Raw genomic sequence first — 14,123 nt, 5'->3', positions numbered from 1 at the left:
GAGTCCCCGACCCTCCGAGCGCAGGAGAACCCCGCAGTGAACGACCGCCACGGCTCGCACGTCCGACCGGACCCGGTGGACCCGCTCGACCGGCTCCGCTTCCCCGTCGACGAGTGGCGGCTGGTGGAGACCAGCTACAGCACCGAAGACCTCGGCACGACCGAGACCCTGTTCGCCGTGGGCAACGGCTACCTGGGCATGCGCGGCTGCCCCGAGGAGGGCCGCGACACCCACAGCCACGGCACCTTCGTCAACGGCTTCCACGAGACCTTCCCGATCCACCACGCCGAGGAGGCCTACGGGCTGGCCCGGGTGGGTCAGACGCTGGTGAACGCGCCCGACACGGCGCTGATCAAGGTCTACGTCGACGACGAGCCGATCCTGCTCTCGGTGGCCGACCTGGAGCGCTACGAGCGCAGCCTCGACTTCGCCGACGGCGTGCTGCGCCGCGAGCTGCTGTGGTGCACCCCCTCCGGCAAGCGGGTGCAGATGAACACCACCCGCAGCGTCTCCTTCGCCGAGCGCCACCTGGCGGTGATGACCATGGAGCTCACCGTGCTCGACGCCGACGCCCCGGTGGTCATCTCGACCCAGATCCTCAACCGCCAGGACGGCCAGGACGAGTACCACGTCCGCTCCGCCGCCATGGGCGAGGGCAAGGACCCCCGCCGCGGCTCCCAGTTCGACCGCCGGGTGCTGGAGCCGCAGTACCACTACGCCGAGAAGGGCCGGCTGATGCTGGGCTACCGGTGCGTGGAGTCGCGGATGACGATCGCGGTGGGCGCACACCACGTGGTCGACACCGCCAACCACGTCACCGAGCGCTACTTCGCCGACGAGGACTCGGCCAAGATCGTCTACCGGATCGACGCCAAGGCCGGGAACACCATCCGGGTGGTCAAGTACGCCGCCTACCACACCTCCCGCGGCGTGCCGGTGCGCGAGCTCACCGACCGCGTCCGCCGCACCCTGGACCGGGCGACCGAGCACGGGCTGATCAACGTGCTCAAGGACCACCGCGCCGCCCTCGACCGGTTCTGGGCCGACGCCGACGTGGTGGTGGAGGGCCAGCCCGAGCTGCAGCAGGCCATCCGCTGGAACCTGTACCAGATCGCGCAGGCCTCGATGCGGGCCGAGGGGCAGGGGATCGCCGCCAAGGGGGTGACCGCGCTCGGCTACGGCGGGCACTACTTCTGGGACACCGAGATCTACGTGCTGCCCTTCCTCACCTACACCAACCCGCGGCTGGCCCGGAACGCACTGCGGTTCCGCCACCTGATGCTGCCGGCCGCCCGGCGCAGGGCGGCCGAGGTGGCCCAGCGCGGGGCGCTGTTCCCGTGGCGCACGATCAACGGCGAGGAGGCCTCGGCCTACTACGCCGCCGGCACTGCGCAGTACCACATCGACGCCGACGTCTCCTACGCCGTCAGCCGCTACGTCAACGCCACCGGCGACGTCACCTTCCTGCTCAACCAGGGCGCCGACATCCTGATCGAGACCGCGCGGATGTGGGCCGACCTCGGGTTCTGGCGCAGCAACGGCGACCGGCTGTTCCACATCGACTCCGTCACCGGCCCCGACGAGTACACGACGGTGGTCAACGACAACCTGTTCACCAACGTGATGGCCCGGTTCAACCTGCGCAAGGCCGCCGAGACGGTGCGGGCCATGCGGCAGTTCTGGCCGCGGGAGTTCGAGCGGCTGGCCGCGCGGCTCAAGCTGACCATGGACGAGGTCAGCACCTGGGAGGACTGCGCCGAGGGCATGGCGATCCCCTTCGACGCCAACCAGGGGATCCACCCCCAGGACCTGCACTTCCTGGAGCGCGAGGTCTGGGACCTGGAGCACACGCCGTCGCAGAACTTCCCGCTGCTGCTGCACTACCACCCGCTGGTGATCTACCGGTTCCAGGTGATCAAGCAGGCCGACGTGGTGCTGGCCATGTTCCTGCAGGGCGACCAGTTCACCGCCGAGGAGAAGCGGGCGAACTTCGAGTACTACGACCCCATCACCACCGGGGACTCCACGCTGTCGGCGGTGGTGCAGTCGATCATCGCCGCCGAGGTGGGTCACCGGGAGCTTGCCCTGCGCTACTTCTACGCCGGCGCCTTCGTCGACCTGGCCGACCGGCACAAGAACACCGCCGACGGCGTCCACGTGGCCTCCGCCGGCGGGGTGTGGAGCGCCCTGGTGTTCGGCTTCGGCGGGATGCGCGACTACGACGGCGAGCTGAGCTTCGACCCCCGGCTGCCCGAGTCGTGGGAGCGGCTGATCTTCCGGTTCCGGGTCGGCGGGGCCAAGGTCCGCGCCGAGCTGAGCGCGGACAGCTACCGCTTCGAGCTGGAGGAGGGGGAGAGCGCCGGGTTCACCGTCCGTGGCCGCAAGGTCGAGCTCTCGCCGGACTCCCCGGCCACGGTCCGGCTCGAGGACCAGGGCCCGCAGCTGCCCTCGTTCCCGCTCCACCCCCGGATGGTGGGCGGCCAGCGCGAGGACGGCACCCGCATCAGCGCGGCCGTCCCCCGCTCGATCGACATGGACCAGTTCGACGTCTGAGGGCCCCGCCGCCACCGGAGCTGACCCCCCGCAGCACCGCCCTTCCCCGCGCCCCCCTGCCCGCGTGTATGTCATCGCGGTCACGGACGGCGTGTCGCGGCGCGTCCGGATGTACGCGCGCGACGGCGTACAGGTTTCCAGGGGCGTCCTCCGGCGGGACGGTCCGGGGCGTCAGCACCGTCGCGCACGGGTCGCGGCCGCCCACCCCTGAGGACGTGTACGCCGTTGCGCGGAGACATCCGGACACGCCGCGACACACCGACCGTGACCGCGACGACATACAGCGGGGCAGGGTGGAGGCGGGAGGACGGTGCTTGCTTGCGCTTGCGCGCGCTAGCTGGTGCTAGCACACTGGGAGCATGGCACGCAGGATCAGCACGGGACGGCTGGGGCAGCCGCTGGACTCCCTGGGGGAGTTCATCGCGGCGCAGCGCCGCCAGGCGGGGGTGTCGCTGCGCCAGCTGGCGGAGTCCGCAGGCGTCTCCAACCCCTACCTGAGCCAGATCGAGCGGGGTCTGCGCCGGCCGTCGGCGGAGGTGCTGCAGCAGCTGGCCAAGGCGCTGCAGGTCTCGGCGGAGACGCTCTACGTCCGCGCCGGCCTGCTCGACCCGCAGGAGCAGCCCGCACCCGCGGCGGACGGGGTCAGCACCGTGCCCGCCGCCGTCCTGGCCGACCGGCTGCTGACCGGGCGGCAGAAGCAGATCATCCTCGACGTCTACGACTCCTTCGTCGACGCCGCCCGCTCGCGCGCCGCCTCCACGCCGGCCGCAGCGACCCCACCGGCCGCCGGCACCGCGACGGCGACGAGCACCACGACCACCACAACCGAGCAGGAGTGAGCATGGCCGAGCAGGACCAGTCCAAGAACGACATGAACACCGACCGGGTGGTCGAGCTGGCCACCAACACCCTCTACGCCGCTCTCGGTGCCGCCGACTACCTCGTGGCCAAGGCCACCGAGCAGTACGAGGCCGCCGTCGAGGAGGCCAAGGCCCGCCGCGAGAAGCGGGAGGCCCAGGCCGCCGAGATGCGCCGCAAGGTGGTGGGTCTGCCGCAGACCGCCCGTTCGCTGCCGGAGCAGGCCAAGACGCTGCCCGACCAGGCCCGGGTCCAGCTCGAGCAGTGGCTGAGCGAGGCCGGCGAGGTCTACGAGGAGCTGGCCAAGCGCGGCAAGGTCGCCTTCAGCCGCGCCCGCGGCCAGGCCAGCGACCTGGCCGAGGACCTCGGTCAGCGTGCCCGCGAGGCCCAGGACATGGCCAAGGAGGCCGCCGGCACGGCCGCACGGACCGCCGAGCCGATGGCGGAGGGGGCCAAGGAGACCGCCGAGCGGGCCCGCGACGCGGCCCAGACCGGCGACCCGAACCCGGTCACCCCGACCGCCACCGGGTCGGCGGCCAAGACCAGCACCACACCGCGCGCCCGCAAGGCCTCGGCCAGCCGTCCCGCCCCCTCGGGCGCCGGCTCCGCGGCCAAGAAGGCGCCGGCGAGGAAGAGCGCGGCCGCGAAGGGCGCCAGCCCGGAGGCGGCGGGAGCCGGCAGCCTGCCGACCGACGACGGCGGGGCCAGCACCGACACCCCCGTGTCGACGGCCAAGAAGGCGGCGGCGAAGAAGGCGGTGACCCGCAAGGCGGCGGCCAAGAAGGCGCCCAGCGCCAAGGAGGCCACCACCGCCCCGGCCAAGGGCTCCCGCCCGGCCGACGCGGTGGCCGACAACGACGCCAGCGCCGGCGAGCCGCCGGCCGGTGACGACAGCCCGGGCTCGACCGGCCCCGGTACCGCCTCCTGACCCAGACCCCGCCGTCCCGAACCCGACGTCCCGGCCCGCACCTGGCGGGTCGGGACGTCGTGGTCTGCAGGGCCCGGTGACGCGCCTGCGCTCAGCCGCCCAGCCGCAGGGTGCGGTGCACGAGGCCCCGCACCGGGTCGGGCAGCGCCTGCTCGCTGATGGTGGTGTCCAGCCCCACCTGGGTCGCGATCACCCGGTAGGTGAAGACGTCGGCGGTCGGGCCCTGCTGGGCGACCTGGCTCCAGAAGGAGCGGTCCTGCAGCAGGCTCCGCCACTCCTCGGCGTCCGGCGGGTCGAGCTCGTCGGGCACGAACCGGGCCCGGCGGGTCGCCCCGGCCACCCCGCCGGAGCGGATCAGCTCCACCGGCCCCGTGCTGCCCCCGGCAGGCCCCGCGGGGATCGGCGGGTCGTCCGGCGTGGCGGGCACCCCCGGCTCGGGGTCCGGCGCCGGCACCGGCTCGCTCGGGCCCGGCGGGAACGGCTCGGAGTGGTCCGGGTCGGGGGTGGGCACCGGTTCGATCGGCCCCGGTCCCAGCGGCACCGGCTCGAGCGGCTCCGTGCCGGACGCGGTGGCCGTGGTGACCCCCACCTGCTGCCACGCCGCGGCGACGGCCCGGGCCTGCTCCGAGCCTTCGCCGAAGCGGGCCGCGGCAGCGGCGGTCGTCAGCGCGGCGAAGGTGGCGAAGTCGCACTCGGGGCTGATGTCGGCCCCGGTCAGCACGTCGTACCAGACCTGGCCGGCACCCTCCCAGGCGTGCCCGCCGATCGCGGTGGCGGCCAGGTAGAAGGCGTGGTTGGGGATGCCGGAGTTGATGTGCACCCCGCCGTTGTCCTCGGAGGTCTGGACGTAGTCGGCCATGGTGGCCGGCTGCGGGTCGCGCCCCAGCACGTCGTCGTCGTAGGCCGTCCCCGGGGCCTTCATCGAGCGCAGCGCCACCCCCTGCACCTGGTCGGTGAACAGCTCGGCGCCGATCAGCCAGTCGGCCTGCTCGGCGGTCTGGCCCAGCACCCGCTGGCGCACCAGGGACCCGAACACGTCCGAGACGCTCTCGTTCAGCGCGCCGGCCTGGCCCTGGTAGACCAGCCGGGCGGTGTGCTCGGTGACACCGTGCGCCAGCTCGTGCCCGATCACGTCCAGCGACAGCGTGAAGCGGCGGAAGACCTCGCCGTCCCCGTCGCCGAACACCATCTGGGTGCCGTCCCAGAAGGCGTTGTCGTAGCTCTGGCCGTAGTGCACCGTGGCCAGCAGCGGACCGCCGCGGCCGTCCAGGGCGTTGCGCCCGAAGGCCTCCCAGAACAGCTGCCAGGTGGCGCCGAGGCCGTCGTAGGCCTCGTCGGCGGCGGCGTCGCCGGTGGCGGGCTCGCCCTCGGCCCGCACCGGCCGCCCGGGCAGCGTGGTGGTGCCCTCCGCGTCGCAGACCTGCCGTCGCGGCTCGGCGGGGGCGGGAGCCTCCGCCACGGCACCCGCGGTGGGTGCGGCGCGCAGGCCGGGCGCCGGGGTGGCGCGGAAGGAGCGGTCGAGGTTCAGCGTGTGCCGCGCCACGCGTGCCACCCGCTCGGAGGGGTGGTCGACCAGACGCTGGACCAGGTACGGGGGGACGATGCCGCAGGTGCGGGCACCGGGGGCGCTGCGGGGGTCGGACATCGGGAGCCTCCTGGACGGGTACGTGCTCCCATCACAGCGCACACCGCCGACACTTCCCAGCCCCTGCGCGCCCCGGACCGGCACCGCCCGGACCGGCACAGGTCCGGCCCGGACGCACGACGTCGACCCGCGTCAGCCCCGCTTGTTGCGGTTGCGGGTCTTGGCCCGGTCGTTGGCCGACAGCTCGACCTTGCGGATCCGGACGGCGTCGGGGGTGATCTCCAGGCACTCGTCCTCGCGGCAGAACTCCAGCGCCTGCTCCATGTTGAGCAGCTTGGCGGGGATCAGCCGCTCCAGCTCGTCGCCGGTGGAGGAGCGGACGTTGGTCAGCTTCTTCTCCTTGCAGGCGTTGACGTCCATGTCGTCGGCGCGGGCGTTCTCGCCGACGATCATCCCCTCGTAGACCTCCGCGCCGGGGGAGACGAACATGGTGCCGCGCTCCTGCAGGTTGAACAGCGCGAAGGCGGTCACCGTGCCGCTGCGGTCGGCCACCAGGGAGCCGGTGGGACGGGTGCGCAGCTCGCCGAACCACGGCTCGTAGGTCTCGAAGACGTGGTGCATCAGACCGGTGCCGCGGGTCTCGGTGAGGAACTCGGTGCGGAAGCCGATCAGCGCCCGGGCCGGCACCAGGTACTCCACCCGGACCCAGCCGGTGCCGTGGTTGACCATCTGCTCCAGCCGGCCGCGGCGCAGCCCCATCAGCTGGGTGACCACGCCGACGAAGTCCTCGGGGATGTCGATGGTCAGCCGCTCGACCGGCTCGTGCAGCTTGCCGTCGATGACCCGGGTGACCACCTGCGGCTTGCCGACGGTCAGCTCGAAGCCCTCCCGGCGCATGGTCTCCACCAGCACCGCCAGCTGCAGCTCACCACGGCCCTGCACCTCCCAGGTGTCGGGGCGCTCGGTCGGCATCACGCGGATGGACACGTTGCCGATCAGCTCCGCGTCCAGCCGCGCCTTCACCAGCCGGGCGGTCAGGTTCTTGCCCGACTTGCCGGCCAGCGGGGAGGTGTTGATGCCGATGGTCATCGAGATCGACGGCTCGTCGACGGTGATCAGCGGCAGCGGCTTGGGGTTCTCGGGGTCGGACAGCGTCTCGCCGATGGTGATGTCGGGGATGCCGGCGATGGCCACGATGTCGCCGGGCCCGGCGGAGTCGGCCTGCACGCGGGTCAGCGCCTCGGTCTTCAGCAGCTCGGAGAGCTTGACGTTGCTCACCGTGCCGTCGGACCTGCACCAGGCCACCAGCTGGCCGCGCCGGAGCTCACCGGCCACCACGCGCAGCAGCGCCAGCCGGCCCAGGTACGGCGAGGCGTCGAGGTTGGTGACGTGGGCCTGCAGCGTCGCGCCCTCCTCGTACTGCGGGGCGGGGATGTGCTCCAGCAGCGTGGCGAAGAAGGGGCCGAGGTCGTCGGAGTCCGGCATCTCGCCGTTCTCGGGGGCCGTCAGCGAGGCGCGGCCGGCCCGGGCGGAGGCGTACACCACGGGGAAGTCGAGGATGTCGGTCTGGTCGTCGTCCACGAGGTCCATGAACAGCTCGTAGGTCTCCTCGACCACCTCGGCGATCCGGGCGTCGGAGCGGTCGACCTTGTTGACGCAGACGATGATCGGCAGCTTCTTGGCCAGCGCCTTGCGCAGCACGAAGCGGGTCTGGGGCAGCGGGCCCTCGGAGGCGTCGACCAGCAGCACGACGCCGTCAACCATCTCCAGGCCGCGCTCGACCTCGCCGCCGAAGTCGGCGTGGCCGGGGGTGTCGATGATGTTGATGGTGACCTGCTCGCCGCTGGGCGTGGTGTGGGCCACGGCCGTGTTCTTGGCGAGGATGGTGATGCCCTTCTCCCGCTCCAGCGGGTTGGAGTCCATCACGCGGTTGTCGACGTCCTGGCCCTCGCGGAAGGCACCGGACTGCCACAGCATCGCGTCGACGAGGGTGGTCTTGCCGTGGTCGACGTGGGCGACGATCGCGACGTTGCGCAGATCCTGGCGTACGGGCATGCGGAGCTCTCCGTGTCGAGTGGGGTCTGGCCGCCACGGTGCCGCTGGCAGAGAGCGGTTCGCGACGGCGAGGCACGAGGCCTTGCGGGTGCGAGCAGAGCTCTGCCGGCGGGGCAGCCGCGCGGAGTCTACCCGAGGTGGGCACACCGCTGGTGCCGGAGAAGGGGCTCGAACCCTCACGCCCTGGGGGCACAGGAACCTAAATCCTGCGTGTCTGCCAGTTCCACCACTCCGGCCGCAGCCGCCGCCAGTCTAGGGAGTGCCGGGACCGGCGGGTCTCAGACGCCGAGCTCGCGCAGCAGCTTCTCGACGTGGCCCTTGGCGCGGACGTTGTAGCGGGCCTCGGCGACGGTGCCGACCCCCTGCTCGTCGACGTCGACCACGAAGGTGGAGCGGATCACGCCCTGCACGTCCTTGCCGTAGAGCATCTTGGAGCCGAAGGCGCCCCAGGCCCGCAGCGTGCTGCGGTCCGGGTCGGACAGCAGCGGGAAGCTGATGGACTCCTTCTCGGCGAACGCGGCCAGCTTGGAGGGCTCGTCGGGGGAGATGCCCAGCACCGTCACCCCGGCCTCGGTCAGCGACTCCGAGGCGGCGGTGAAGTCGATCGCCTGGGTGGTGCAGCCCGGGGTCATCGCGGCCGGGTAGAAGTAGACGATCACCCGCTGTCCGGCGAAGTCCGACAGCGAGACCTGGGAGCCGTCGGCGTCGGTCAGGGTGAAGGCCGGGGCGGTGTCGCCGGGGGACAGCTGGCTCGTCATGGCGGTCACCCTACTGCCGGCGACGGGGCTGCGGCGCGCCCGCGGCGGCGCTGTCCTAGGCTTGCGACTCGACCACGAAGGAGCTGAGATGGCCGAGGCCAAGCGCAAGAAGCAACCGAAGGTGACCGCCGAGCAGGCGCGGGCCGACATCGCCGCCGCCCGGGCCCGGCTGTCGGGGGACGTCCGGGAGGTCGTCGACGAGGTCCACCCCCGCCGGATCGTGCAGCGGCAGGTCGAGGACGCCAAGAGCGCGGCCCGCGTCGAGCTCGAGGCGGCGAAGTCCCAGATCAAGGACGCCGACGGCTGGCGCTGGGACCGCATCGCGCTGATCGGCGGGGCCGTCGGCGGCCTGGTCGCCTTCGTGCTGGTGATCCGCCGGCTCACCCGCAAGCGTTGACGTCGGCACGCAAGCGCCGACGTGCTGGCGGTGATGGTCGCTCTCTGATAACGATGTGATCCCGGGTTCCCCGCCCGGGTTCGTGGGCCACCGGGCCTGCGTACTGTGAATGGGGCACCGTTCGGGGTGTTGTTCTCTACGACGAAGTGAGGCACACATGTCATTTGCACGGCGAACCCGCCGGGTGACGATCGCAGCGCTGTCGACCAGTGCTCTGCTGGCGCTGGCAGCCTGCGGAGGCGGCGGCGACGGCGGCCAGGGCGGCGAACCCGCTCCGTCGGGCTCCGCGTCGCAGGACCCGGCCTACGAGCAGCGCGGCCCGATCACGATGGTCCAGGGCAAGGACACGTCGGGCAACGTGCAGAACCTGGTCGACCAGTGGAACGCGGAGCACCCGGATGAGACCGTCAAGCTGATCGAGCTCTCCGACGAGGCCGACCAGCAGCGCAACCAGATGATCCAGAACGCCGAGACCCAGGGCAGCGAGTACACGATCCTGTCGATGGACGTCGTCTGGACCGCGGAGTTCGCCGCCAACCAGTACGTCGACCCGCTGCCGCAGGACAAGATCGACCTGACCGGGTTCCTGCAGCCCACGATCGACTCCGCCACCTACTTCAACCAGCTGTACGCGGTGCCGACGACCTCTGACGGCGGCCTGCTGTACTACCGCTCCGACTGGCTGGAGGAGGCCGGCCTCGAGCCGCCCACCACCTACGACGAGATGAAGACCGCCTGCGAGACGATCAAGGCCGAGGTGGACGAGGCCGCCGACGCCGACTGCTACGGCGGCCAGCACCAGAAGTACGAGGGCCTCACCGTCAACATCTCCGAGGCGGTCGACGGCGCCGGCGGGCACATCACCGACGACTCGGGCCAGCCCACCGCCAACAGCCCCGAGGCCGTGGCCGGCCTGACCTGGATGCGCGACGCCTTCGCCGACGGCACGATCCCGCAGGCCGCCCTGACCTGGACCGAGGAGGAGGGTCGCCAGGCCTTCCAGGACGGCAAGCTGATCTTCCACCGCAACTGGCCCTACGTGTACAACCTGGCCAGCGAGTCCGACATCGCCGGCAAGTTCGCCGTGGCGCCGCTGCCCGGCCTGAACGGCCCCGGCATCTCCAGCCTCGGCGGCCACAACTGGGCGATCAGCAAGTTCGCCGAGAACAAGGGCACCGCGCTGGACTTCATGATCTGGCTGGCCTCGGAGGAGGTCCAGAAGAGCAACGCGCTGGCCACCTCCCAGGCGCCCACCCGTGAGGCGCTGTACTCCGACCCGGAGCTCATCGAGAAGTACCCGTACATGGAGACCCTCAAGGCCTCCATCGAGACCGCCCGCCCCCGTCCGAAGGTGGTGAACTACGGCGACGTCACCCTGGCCATCCAGGACGCCACCTACTCCACCCTGCAGGGCAACACCGAACCGCAGGCGGCCTTCGCCGACCTGCAGACCAAGCTCGACGGCCTGATCCAGTGACGCGTCGGGCCTGACCAGGCCCCCGCGCCCATCTGCCGGCGTGGTCGCACCGCCACGGTGCGACCACGCCGGACTCGTCGGACGGCGACGACGCCGCCCACGACTGCGAGGAGGTTTTCGTGGCGACCGTGACCGAGGCGTCCCGAGCGGTGCAACCGCCGCCGGGTGACACCCACAAGCGCAAGGCCAACGTGCTCAGCGACGGGCAGGGCAAGCTGGCGGCGTTCCTGATCTCGCCCACGATGATCGTCCTGGTGGCGATCGTCGGCATCCCGATCCTGCTGTCCATCCGCGAGGCCTTCTTCCGCGAGAACGAGGGCATCGACCCCAACACCGGCCTGCTGCAGGGCGGTGAGGAGTTCGTGGGGCTGCGCAACTTCACCGACATCTTCGCCGGGACGAACAACGTCACCAGCACCTGGGGGACGCTGGACCGCTTCATCAACGCGTTCATCAACACCAGCCTCTTCACCCTGGTCTGCGTGCTGATCGAGACCGTGCTCGGCGTCGCGATGGCGCTGATCATGTCCAAGGCGTTCCGCGGCCGCGGCATCGTCCGGGCCGGGATCCTGGTGCCGTGGGCCATCCCCACGATCGTGTCGGCGCTGATGTGGAAGCTGATCTTCGACGAGGCGGGGATCATGAACCGCATCCTCGGAGCCCAGGTGCTGTGGCTGGCCGACAACTTCTCCTCGTTCTGGGCCGTGGTGATCATGGACGTCTGGAAGACGGCGCCCTTCATCGGCCTGCTGGTGCTGGCCGGGCTGCAGACCATCCCCGCCGAGGTCTACGAGGCGGCCAAGGTCGACGGGGCCAGCGTCTGGCAGCAGTTCGTGCGGATCACGCTGCCGATGGTGAAGCCGACCCTCGTGGTGGCGGTGCTCTTCCGCACCCTCGACACGCTGCGCATCTTCGACGCTCCCTACGCGATGATCGGCCCGGCCAAGTACTCGGTCGAGACGCTGTCGATGTTCGCCTACGAGGAGGCGAACGCCACCCGCTACGGACCGGCCGCCGCCTACTCGATCGTGCTGTTCCTCTACATCGTGCTGGTGGCCTTCATCTTCGTGAAGCTGCTGGGAGCCGACGTGGTCGGGGACGAGGAGAGCAAGGCCCTGCGCGAGCAGCGCCGCCGCAAGAAGGCCGAGGGCAAGCTGGCCGGCTCGCGCACCGGCAAGCAGCGCACCAGCATCACCTCAGGAGGCATGCCGTGAGCACCACCGCCGCACGCACCAGCCTGGACGAGATCGCCGTCCAGCACCACACCACCGCCGAGGAGATCGCCCAGCTCAACAAGCCGAAGCGCTCGGCCCGCAGCACGGTCGGCAAGATCGCCTCCTACGTCGGCATGGCGCTGATCGTCATCTACTGCATCCTGCCGTTCTACTGGATGGTGGTCTCCGCGCTCCGCACGCCCGACGAGGGCCGCAGCACCGAGCTGCTGCCCAGCCCGGTGTCGTTCGAGAACTTCGTCGGCGTCTTCGCCGGGAACAACAACTTCATGGTCTCGCTGGGCAACTCGCTCATCGTCTCCAGCGTGACGACGCTCCTGACGCTGCTGTTCGGCATCATCGCCGCCTACGCCCTGGCCCGGCTGCGGTTCCGCTTCAAGGGCATCATCCTGGCCATCATCATCGCGACCTCGATGTTCCCGGGCATCACGCTGATCATCCCGCTGCTGAAGATGTTCACCGGCACCTACGAGTGGTTCCCGGTGAACTGGATGAACACCTACCAGGCGCTGGTGCTGCCGAGCCTGTCCTTCGCCATGCCGCTGTGCGTGTGGAACCTGACCGCCTTCTTCCGCCAGCTGCCGGTCGAGCTGGAGCAGGCGGCCATGGTGGACGGCTGCACGCCCGGTCAGGCGTTCCGCAAGGTGATCCTGCCGCTGGCCGCACCGGGTGTGTTCACCACCGCCATCATCACCTTCATCGCGGTGTGGAACGAGTTCATCATCGCGTTGACCTTCGGCCGCGACCAGGACATGCAGACCGCGACCGTGTCCATCAGCAAGTTCACCGGCCAGTACGGCTACGACACGCCGTACGGCACGATCATGGCCGCCGGCGTGGTGGTCACCGTGCCGCTGCTCATCGCGGTGCTGATCTTCCAGCGCCGCATCGTGGCCGGTCTGACCGCCGGCGGCGTCAAGTGAGCCGCTGAGGCGCCACCTCGCAGGAGGGGTCTCCGGGGCAGCCCCGGGGACCCCTCCTGGCGCTCCCGGATCCGTCACGTCGCCGGCCGCTGGCAGCATCCGGGGCATGAGCACTCCCGTGGCCACCGCGGCACCCACCTCGCTGCGCGGGCCGGGCCGGTCGCTGGCCCCCGACCTGGCACGTGGGGCCATGCTGCTGCTGATCGCCCTGGCCAACACGCCGTGGTACCTGTACGGCACCCCTGCGGGGCTGACGACCGTCCACCCCGCCGAGGGCGGTGTGCTGGACCGGGTCGTGCAGGCGGTGGTCATCACCGCGGTCGACTCCCGGGTGTACCCGATGTTCGCCTTCCTGTTCGGCTACGGCATCGTGCAGCTGCACCGGCGCCAGACCGCCGCCGGGGTGCCCGAGCGCGACGTCCGCCGGGTGCTGCGCCGGCGTCACCTGTGGATGCTGCTGCTCGGGCTGCTGCACGCCGGGCTGCTCTGGTACGGCGACATCCTCGGGGCCTACGGCCTCGTCGGTCTGGTGGCGGTGGCCGCCTTCCTGCGCCGGCGCGACACCACGCTCGTCGTCTGGGCGGCGGTGCTGTTCTCGCTGCTCGCCACGTCGGCGGTGCTGGCGGTGGGGGCGGCGGTGGCACTGGTCGTCCTCGGCGTGCCGGTGGGCTCCTCGGAGAGCTTCCTGGAGCTCGTGCAGGGCATCAACGGGATCGAGAGCTGGCCGGCGTCGGTGCCGGTCCGACTCGGTGTCTGGCCCTTCCTGGTGCTCGGTCAGGGCGTGCTCAGCCTGGTGATCCCGATCTGCGTGCTGCTGGCGTTCTGGGCCGCCCGGCACGGGGTGCTGGAGCACCCCGAGCAGCACCGGCTGCTGCTGCGCCGGGTCGCGGTGGCCGGGATCTCGGTGGCCTGGCTGGGTGGGCTCCCGCACGCGCTGCACCACGTCGGCGTGCTGGGCGTCCCCGACGGTGTGTCGTGGGTCTTCTCGGTCACCCAGTCGGTGACCGGGTTGGCCGGCGGGGTCGGCTACGTGGCCCTGTTCGGTCTGCTGGCCGCCCGGCTGGGCCGACGCGGTGCCGGCAGCGGGCCGGTGCTGGCGCTCACCGCGGTCGGCAAGCGGTCGCTGTCGTGCTACCTGGCGCAGTCGGTGCTGTGCGCGCCGCTGCTGGCCGCCTGGGGGCTCGGCGTCGGCGGCTGGCTGGGGAGCGCGGGCACCGCCGCCCTCGCCGTCGGGGTGTGGCTGCTGACGGTGGCCGGCGCGGTGGCGCTGGAGCGGGCGGGGCGTCGCGGGCCGGCCGAGACGCTGCTGCGGTGGTTGTCCTACCCGCGCCGGGCGGTGCCGCGGCCGGGGTGAGCG

At 71.5% G+C, this 14,123-nt stretch carries 11 protein-coding genes and 1 tRNA gene; 8 read left to right on the top strand and 4 right to left on the bottom strand.

Annotation, left to right across the window (positions count from 1 at the left end; genetic code table 11):
- Positions 1-36 precede the first annotated feature (36 nt).
- The 3 genes from GC722_RS17150 to GC722_RS17140 all read left to right on the top strand — a co-directional run bounded on the left by GC722_RS17150 (position 37) and on the right by GC722_RS17140 (position 4,339).
- Entirely contained in the window at positions 37-2,553 is a 2,517-nt protein-coding gene (locus tag GC722_RS17150) for a glycoside hydrolase family 65 protein (RefSeq protein WP_331715012.1), read from the top strand.
- A 359-nt stretch (positions 2,554-2,912) separates the two neighbouring features.
- Positions 2,913-3,392, top strand: a complete 480-nt coding sequence (locus GC722_RS17145; RefSeq protein WP_156611942.1) for a helix-turn-helix domain-containing protein — start codon at positions 2,913-2,915, stop codon at positions 3,390-3,392.
- A 2-nt stretch (positions 3,393-3,394) separates the two neighbouring features.
- Positions 3,395-4,339 carry a hypothetical protein gene (locus tag GC722_RS17140; RefSeq protein WP_156611941.1) on the top strand — a complete coding sequence of 315 codons (945 nt, stop codon included), beginning with the start codon at positions 3,395-3,397 and terminating at the stop codon, positions 4,337-4,339.
- 91 nt (positions 4,340-4,430) lie between these two features.
- Here GC722_RS17140 and GC722_RS17135 read toward each other — a convergent pair whose 3' ends face one another.
- From GC722_RS17135 to bcp, 4 genes are all read right to left on the bottom strand, one after another.
- Complete coding sequence (locus GC722_RS17135; RefSeq protein WP_197430247.1) at positions 4,431-5,984, bottom strand: protealysin inhibitor emfourin; 1,554 nt, start codon at positions 5,982-5,984, stop codon at positions 4,431-4,433.
- Between the two features lie 132 nt (positions 5,985-6,116).
- The gene (gene typA / locus GC722_RS17130) at positions 6,117-7,979 is read right to left on the bottom strand and encodes a translational GTPase TypA (protein WP_156611940.1); all 1,863 of its coding nucleotides are present in this window, start codon (positions 7,977-7,979) and stop codon (positions 6,117-6,119) included.
- 150 nt (positions 7,980-8,129) lie between these two features.
- Positions 8,130-8,215 (bottom strand) — tRNA-Leu (locus GC722_RS17125).
- A gap of 42 nt (positions 8,216-8,257) precedes the next feature.
- A complete protein-coding gene (gene bcp / locus GC722_RS17120; RefSeq protein WP_156611939.1) occupies positions 8,258-8,737 on the bottom strand; it encodes a thioredoxin-dependent thiol peroxidase in 480 nt (159 codons plus the stop codon).
- Between the two features lie 88 nt (positions 8,738-8,825).
- On the opposite strand from bcp, the gene GC722_RS17115 reads away from it, so the two are divergent.
- The 5 genes from GC722_RS17115 (at position 8,826) to GC722_RS17095 (ending at position 14,120) form a co-directional block, all read left to right on the top strand.
- Entirely contained in the window at positions 8,826-9,134 is a 309-nt protein-coding gene (locus GC722_RS17115; protein ID WP_197430246.1) for a DUF3618 domain-containing protein, read from the top strand.
- 184 nt (positions 9,135-9,318) lie between these two features.
- Positions 9,319-10,611 carry an ABC transporter substrate-binding protein gene (locus tag GC722_RS17110; RefSeq protein ID WP_331715011.1) on the top strand — a complete coding sequence of 431 codons (1,293 nt, stop codon included), beginning with the start codon at positions 9,319-9,321 and terminating at the stop codon, positions 10,609-10,611.
- 119 nt (positions 10,612-10,730) lie between these two features.
- Positions 10,731-11,825 carry a carbohydrate ABC transporter permease gene (locus tag GC722_RS17105; RefSeq protein ID WP_331715010.1) on the top strand — a complete coding sequence of 365 codons (1,095 nt, stop codon included), beginning with the start codon at positions 10,731-10,733 and terminating at the stop codon, positions 11,823-11,825.
- A 176-nt stretch (positions 11,826-12,001) separates the two neighbouring features.
- Positions 12,002-12,766, top strand: coding sequence for a carbohydrate ABC transporter permease (locus tag GC722_RS17100; RefSeq protein ID WP_197430283.1), 765 nt, complete (start codon positions 12,002-12,004; stop codon positions 12,764-12,766).
- A 106-nt stretch (positions 12,767-12,872) separates the two neighbouring features.
- A complete protein-coding gene (locus GC722_RS17095; RefSeq protein WP_156611936.1) occupies positions 12,873-14,120 on the top strand; it encodes a DUF418 domain-containing protein in 1,248 nt (415 codons plus the stop codon).
- Positions 14,121-14,123 lie beyond the last annotated feature (3 nt).

The sequence above is a fragment of the Auraticoccus cholistanensis genome, from assembly GCF_009742705.1.
In the GTDB taxonomy this organism is placed as follows: domain Bacteria; phylum Actinomycetota; class Actinomycetes; order Propionibacteriales; family Propionibacteriaceae; genus Auraticoccus; species Auraticoccus cholistanensis.
The sequence above is the reverse complement of the archived record's forward strand: the minus strand, read 5'-3'. Positions and strand labels throughout refer to the sequence as shown.